The following is a 6,469-nucleotide window of genomic DNA, read 5'->3' on the forward strand; positions in this document are numbered from 1 at the left end:
GCTTTGCCTCGGATTCCGCAGACCGGCGAGGTTGCTCGGCGAGAACCGGCCAGCAGCCAAGTGCGACTAGCGAGAGTAAGATTGCTATGGAAAACGGCTTAACGACAGCATGCCCTCGAAGCATTTTTTGATCCTTCTCGACAAATTGGATCGACAACAACTGAAGCTAGGAAAATCCACGGCCCAAAAGCCACACCTATCCTATAACGATGATCGTGCGACAACCAATGGGTGTTTCTATTGCAGAGCAGCATCTGTTGCAGCGCTTTGAGGTTTCATCAATGTCAGCCGCTGGGGGCCGTGGCGTCAACGCGCTCTGTGAACGCTGACAGCAAACGACCACTATGAGTGCGGCCATCATTGCTGTGACGCTGCCAGGGCAGCGGACAACGGCGGTCGCGTTGTCTTATTGTGCGAAAATTAGATGTGTGCGGGGTCCAACCAGCCTCGCCCGAGGAAATATAACAATCGGTAGAAATTTGGAGAGGGGGCGCGACGAGATGTCTACGCTAGGATGTGCTTATGAGCGACGAACCGAAGTTTGACCTGCTGCCCAGACCGCCTTCGTTCGCCGACGAAAAGGTAATCATTGTACAGGCGACTACAGGGCGATACTGTTCGAGTGGTACAAGATCGTGGGCAGTTTGAACGTGGTCGTTGCCCACATACAACGCGAATCGCCCGCCTTCAGACCGATCCCTGACAAACAATTCAGTGTACTGGTGGGCCTGCTGAATCGGTGTGCTCGTCTTGCCGGTCGTCAGCACAATCGCGTCCTCGCCAACATGAGACCAGGACAAACGCAGCAAGTCGCCTAGGCGCAAGCCAGTATGCCCGGCCAGATCAACGGCGTGGGCGATTTCGGCAGAGCAGGCCTTCCTGATCCGCGCGACGTCAGAGATCGGTCCAGATGATCTCCGAACGATCGTTGTTGTAGAGGTGCTAATGCCTTCACAGGGATTGCCTGCGATCTTGCCGAGCTCGATGGCGTGCGCACCCGCGGGCTTCTAGCGCTGCGGCGCCAGCATTCAGGCGGCGTCTGAGTGCTGGCTTACGCATCTGCTCACGCATTTCAGCAAACCATCTGAATGGTCGCATTTTGCACCAGAAGTTCTTGGCCGATAGCTTCGTGCGCAAGCCTGTGATCCCCGACAGTCCAGCCGCCGCCGGCAGGCACCAAATTGAACAGCGTGCCTGAGATTAGATTGAAGGATCTTGCGTCGGCGAAGGTCTTGGAGGTGATCTTTCGGCGATGAGGGAATCGGTCGGTCGACCTCAGCATCTTGACGGCTTCCCCAACCACATCTTCGAATACTAGCGAGATCATACCCGTTCCCTCAATCCGCGGTCGCCTGAACCGCACCCGCGGGCGGGTGTTTCCCGGTGGTAACGGTGATCTTGCCGCCGCGATCAACTTCAACACGCTGGATTCCAGGCAGCGATTAGAACGTCCACGGTCTTCCGAATGTCGGCGGGCTTCACGCTGTGCGGTCCAATAGACATGCGAGACTCCGTGTGTTGCTGATTTGGCGTTAGCCGGGTTTAGGCCCGCAAAGCCACATTCTCAGCCTTTCATTCCGTTTTCCCCAGCTCGCCCACAGGTTCACTCGGAAACAGCCCTGTCGGGAATAGCTGCCACAGTTTGGGCGGACTAGACGGTCGAAAGCCCGCCGGCGCGAACCGGGCATCGATTCATCCAAGCCGGTGGGCGTCAGACGGCAGAGCCGGCTGAGTGGTCACGAAGGCAATCTTGCGCGCGGACGATGACGTTCAAAAGGTCGTTCCTGTCAAAAGCATTGTCCGGCCGTCCGCTCGCCGAATACTTTCCGCTGGAGACGTCCTCGACGTAGGTCAGCATCGCGAGCAGTCCGGGCAATGTTGTGGGAACGCTTGTGGCGAGTTCGTGCCGGACTTCAGCCTCTCGGTCGCCGAACGTCTCTTCCTTCACCGTATCCGGATCAAGGGTGCCTGGTACCACATCGCGAATTGCAGCCGAGTAGTCTGCACTCGCTTTCTTATGAGCCTCGATTTCTGCGAAGGTCGGGTCGGCCTTGACGCAGCTGGCGCCCAAAGCGCCTCCACGCGGGGATACTTTCGCCAGCCTACAAATCATTCCAGCGAGATCGCCGTCGTGCGCCCAATCGAGAGATTGACCATGCGATCTGAAGAATTCCAGCACGCGAGTGAATTCAAGCGTGTCCTCGTCTTCGTCCTTGAAACCGGGCCCCTCCACATGCCGACGGAAATAGTTCAAAGCGCGCGCTGCCCCGTCCTCGTCCATTTGCCAGCCTTCGCAAATATAACGGGTCCGCAGCACGTCGACGATTTGCTCAACCCGGGCCAAAATGCCCTGGTGGTCGACGACAGGCTCATGGGGAGCCAAGTTCATGGCGACGGCTGGCGCGCCCGCCGCTGCCGCAGACGAGACGAACATGTTCATAAGGAGCCTCCGACTCAAAGTTGGTGATCCAGTCCCGATCAACGAATCCGCGGACCCGGCACCCGGTTCGATGCGCTCGCGGGCGGGCAGGGATGCGTCTGGATAGCTGGTCGGAATCAGCGGAGGGGATGACAATCTGGCGGCGCCTGGGGCGCTGTACGGTCGTTTGCTGATCATGGTGGTGCTCTGTGGCTCAGGGCTTTTGAGGGCCGTTCTACGCAGCGGGACAGCCGCTGCAGCCGGGGGGCGAAACTCGCCAAAGCGATGAGCCGAGCGCCTTTAAGGGTTGCCCCTCTGGACAGCACGCCCGACACCGGCCATAAAGGCAGGGTTCGGAGCCGCACCGCCAAGTGCGTCCGTCGCAAAGGTCCCGGCGGGATGTCTGCATTCAGCCGTCACCCCCGACGCCGATCGGGAGCATCCTGACCAAAGATGTGCGGCTATAGCTCTGGTCCGGGTTTCGACGCCCACGGACACCCTACCCCGCTAACCAAATCAGCCCTTTCGAGGGGCGCTTCGGCGCGTCTGTGCACCCGTACTTTTTCCCAGGGTACGAACGGGCTGTGCTGCTTGCGCCGAATCGTTTCGGAGCTAGGGCCTGTCTTTCGCTCGATTGGACATTCCGTGCCCTACTTCCACTGCTCCTCGACGATGCTCGAACCCGGCGCTGTCGACTCCCGGCAACTGGGGGCGCATTGTTCGCCTAACCGGCTGGCCTTACAATCAGGCGTTCCGGAAGGCGGTTTTTGAGTACGTCAGGAACCAAGAGTTCGCACAAAAGCCATCGCGCCTCGACTCGCTCTTTTTCTTGACGACGAATATGAGGCACGCTTTTACGCCACTTCGGATGGCCGACAGGCCACGATACTGCCCTATGAGATTGAGCTGCTCGACGCCCAAGCCCCGAAGCACTTTGCTGACTGGCGAAGTCTCCAACCACAAACGCCTTTGGTCGACCTCAACCGGGTCCGTGACTATTGGTCGGGGCAAATGCTTCCTCCGCACCGGATTGACGACAACGCGACTGCAGCGTGCCGTGAAGTCATCGCTGTTACCCCGGCGCGGATCATTCGGCGTATTTAGCGCGTAGGACTTGCGCTCGCGCTTTGGTTGCGATCTGATGCCTGCTTTCTAGATATGGCATTTTGCGCCGGAGGATTTCATGTCAGTAGCGGCAGCAGCAATCATGCGGGTGATTCGTCGAGAGCTCGCAGACGTTCAAAACCACATCGAGAATAAGGAGACTGACGAAGCGCAAAGCGCGCTCGATGACGCCATTCGCAAGTTGAAGCGGATAGCGAATGAGTTGGGATGAGGGTATGGATCGAAATCAACGTCGCCTAGCGAAGAAGCAAGCGCCAAAAGCCGTCGCGGGCGGGATCGACCCATCCGCGCTCAACGAGTTTATTGTCGCGGAGTTGGCGCGACAGATTCATGGCCATCTCGGTCGCGCCAAGCAGAGCTTCAGCGTCGATGAAACGCTGGAGTATTTGTTCTCGAAGATCGATTTGACGGTGAAGGGTATGGCCGACATTCCTATCGCTTGCGGTCGCGGATGCTCCCACTGCTGCAACATTTGGGTGAGCGCCACAGCACCTGAAGTCCTTTTTCTTGCAAAGCGTCTATCGTCGCGGGCCGGCGCTCGCGTGCGGGAGGCGCATGAAATCACCAAGTCGTTCTCGCACGAGCAACGACCCTACAATCCTCACCCGTGTCCTCTCCTCGAAGCTGATAAGTGCTCCGTCTACCAGGACCGCCCCCTGTTTTGCAGGCTGGCTTCGTCTGCCGACGCAGAGATTTGTCGGCGCTCGTACACCAACCTCACCGACGAGAACATTCCCACCCCGATGATGTACATCGTCGGGCGCGATGCTTACTCAACTGCACTTTCTGTCGCATTGAAGGGAGCGGGCCTTTCGCACGTCTGCTACGAGCTCAACAGCGCACTCCAGCTCGCGCTAAATACGCCAGACGCGGAGAGAGCTTGGCTATCCGGGGGGACATCTTTGCGGCAGCACTCACTCAAGAGGACGCCGTCCCCTTCGAAGAATCGCCCGGCCACGCCATGCTTTATGAGATGGTCTTCAAATAGCGGATGATGAAGAGAAACGCGCCTTGCACATGCGGCTCTGGCAAGAAATTTAAGCATTGTCACGGGCGTAAGGGGGCAGACGAGCGAAATGAAGTCCTCCGCCGCCGGCGCGAGGCAGAGATGCGGGGGCAGGCTCGGCAAAGCGGGATGCAGGCCGCGAGGAACGTAGCCTCGTGTTCCGGAAGTTCGTTGGCGAAATGGGCAGCCCATACCAGCTTGCAGATCGCGTCGAGATGGTCCGGCGATTCGCAGGGAGCAATGTCGGCATGCAGCTTCACCGCCGCCGCAGTCTGCAGCGTCGCGCCGGGCGCGGTCTCCTCCGCAACCGTCATTGCGGCACCGCCCGGCCAAAGGCGAGTTCCGCAACGGCTGCCGCAGTCGCTGGCGGCAAATGGAAGTCCGCCCTCAGGCGACGCGCCTGCAACGCTTGTAGGGCCTGCGCGGGGGTGCTATTTGTGTCGGTGCTGAAGTTGAATTTGCGATTGGGGGCTGCCTTTGCCGAGGCGGCCCTTCGCATTTCAGGAGGCGTGGCGCCTCCATTCCAGCTTCAGCGAAGCTACGCGTCTCGAACGGACTGAGGGCGCCATCGCCCACCCCGATCTGGAACATTCCGTCGTCGCGCTGGATGATCAGCGCTCGGTTTTTGCGAGCACTGCGTAAGGTATTGATGGGATTGGGGCGAATTGGCGCTGGTTTTGCAGCTAACACTTTGAATGTCCTTGAGAACATCGAGCTTCCCAAGCTGAGTACTGGCTTATGGCTGTCCATAAGGACTGCTACGCGCCAATTTGGCTAATCCAACAAGGCGGTCCTCGCCGGCTTTCGCCGGAGGGAGACCCGGCCCCGAGGAAATCGGGATAGCGGTTGGCCGCGATGATCTGGACGTCGAGCTTAGGGTAGAGCTTGCGAAATGCCGGCAGCATCGGCGCCATGTAGATCATCGCAAACGACAGCGAACTCGTGACGCGCAGCATGCGCTTGGGCGACAGCGCGCGGTCTCTGACGCCATCCTTCAGGAGCGGGCTGCAACGCTGCAACAGATCCTGCCCTGCCTCGGTCAGCCATTGCCGGCGCGTGTTGCGCTCGATCAGCCGCACCGCGAGCCGCTCCTCCAGTCCGCTCAGGTGTCGGCTCGCGGCCGCGTTCGACATCCGCCGAATGTCCGCAGCTCTTGGACAGGCTGCCGAGCTCGGCGGTCTTGGCGAAGATCTCTAGCTGGAGCAGCCGATCCAGTTTTGGCACATATCGGAAAAGAGACCTACGAATTTGGTTGCCGCTTTCCGCAAGGCAAATTATTCGACACGCCGAACTCAGACGTGACTCGAGCCAATGGCGCGCCAGTAACTGCGGCCCTGAGCGACCCGAGACATAGGTGACAGTTCGTACCGGACACATGGGTTACACTTTCCGCTTTTGTTCTGCGGGAGGTGTAGATGCCGTGGAAAGCGAGTTCGGTAATGGAAGAGCGCCTTCGCTTTGTCGCCCGGCTGTTGGACGGGGAAGCCATGACGGATGTGTGCCGGGAGTTCGGCATCTCCCGCAAGACCGGCTACAAGATTTTCGATCGTTACAAGGAACACGGGTTCGAGGCGCTGAACGACCGCTCCCGACGGCCGGTTCGCTACGCCAACCAATTGCCGGCCCAGATCGAGACCCTGATTGTCCAGTTCAAGGCCGAGAAGCCGCATTGGGGTGCGCGCAAGATCCGCGAGTTGCTGGTGCGCCGGCTCGATGGCGATGTTCGCGTGCCGGCCAAAAGCACCATTCATGCGGTGCTCGATCGCCACGGCCTGGTCAAACGCGGCGGCGGACCGCGCCACCGTGCGCGCGGCACGCCGCTGTCGCAAGGGACGGCCCCCAATGATCTCTGGTGCGCCGACTTCAAGGGCGAGTTCAAGCTCGGCAATGGCCGCTACTGCGTATTCCTCCGGGGTGGG

6 protein-coding genes and 2 pseudogenes are annotated in these 6,469 nt (G+C 59.6%); 4 read left to right on the plus strand and 4 right to left on the minus strand.

What is annotated here, in order from left to right; all coding sequences use genetic code 11:
* Positions 1-746: 746 nt before the first annotated feature.
* From FXB41_RS40675 to FXB41_RS13755, 3 genes and pseudogenes are all read right to left on the minus strand, one after another.
* Positions 747-980: pseudogene (locus FXB41_RS40675) on the minus strand (tyrosine-type recombinase/integrase); the annotation flags it as partial.
* Positions 981-1,072: 92 nt separating this feature from the next.
* Positions 1,073-1,327, minus strand: a complete 255-nt coding sequence (locus tag FXB41_RS13750) for a hypothetical protein (RefSeq protein ID WP_219682155.1) — start codon at positions 1,325-1,327, stop codon at positions 1,073-1,075.
* A 384-nt stretch (positions 1,328-1,711) separates the two neighbouring features.
* Entirely contained in the window at positions 1,712-2,440 is a 729-nt protein-coding gene (locus FXB41_RS13755) for a hypothetical protein (RefSeq protein WP_219682156.1), read from the minus strand.
* A 1,162-nt stretch (positions 2,441-3,602) separates the two neighbouring features.
* Here FXB41_RS13755 and FXB41_RS13760 point away from each other — a divergent pair.
* Genes FXB41_RS13760 through FXB41_RS41945 form a run of 3 tightly spaced genes read left to right on the plus strand, consistent with a single transcriptional unit; the run spans position 3,603 to position 5,000 of the window.
* The gene (locus tag FXB41_RS13760; protein WP_219682157.1) at positions 3,603-3,755 is read left to right on the plus strand and encodes a hypothetical protein; all 153 of its coding nucleotides are present in this window, start codon (positions 3,603-3,605) and stop codon (positions 3,753-3,755) included.
* Positions 3,756-3,759: 4 nt separating this feature from the next.
* A complete protein-coding gene (locus FXB41_RS13765) occupies positions 3,760-4,539 on the plus strand; it encodes a YkgJ family cysteine cluster protein (protein ID WP_219682158.1) in 780 nt (259 codons plus the stop codon).
* Positions 4,539-5,000: an SEC-C metal-binding domain-containing protein gene (locus tag FXB41_RS41945; protein ID WP_376707500.1), complete on the plus strand. Its 462-nt coding sequence runs from the start codon at positions 4,539-4,541 to the stop codon at positions 4,998-5,000. The genes FXB41_RS13765 and FXB41_RS41945 overlap by 1 nt, the downstream gene beginning before the upstream one ends.
* A gap of 368 nt (positions 5,001-5,368) precedes the next feature.
* Here FXB41_RS41945 and FXB41_RS13775 read toward each other — a convergent pair.
* Positions 5,369-5,765: pseudogene (locus tag FXB41_RS13775) on the minus strand (LysR family transcriptional regulator); the annotation flags it as partial.
* A gap of 200 nt (positions 5,766-5,965) precedes the next feature.
* On the opposite strand from FXB41_RS13775, the gene FXB41_RS13780 reads away from it, so the two are divergent.
* On the plus strand, positions 5,966-6,469 hold a 504-nt coding region (locus FXB41_RS13780), incomplete at its 3' end, for a helix-turn-helix domain-containing protein (protein ID WP_219682160.1).

The sequence above is a fragment of the Bradyrhizobium canariense genome (assembly GCF_019402665.1).
GTDB lineage: Bacteria > Pseudomonadota > Alphaproteobacteria > Rhizobiales > Xanthobacteraceae > Bradyrhizobium > Bradyrhizobium canariense.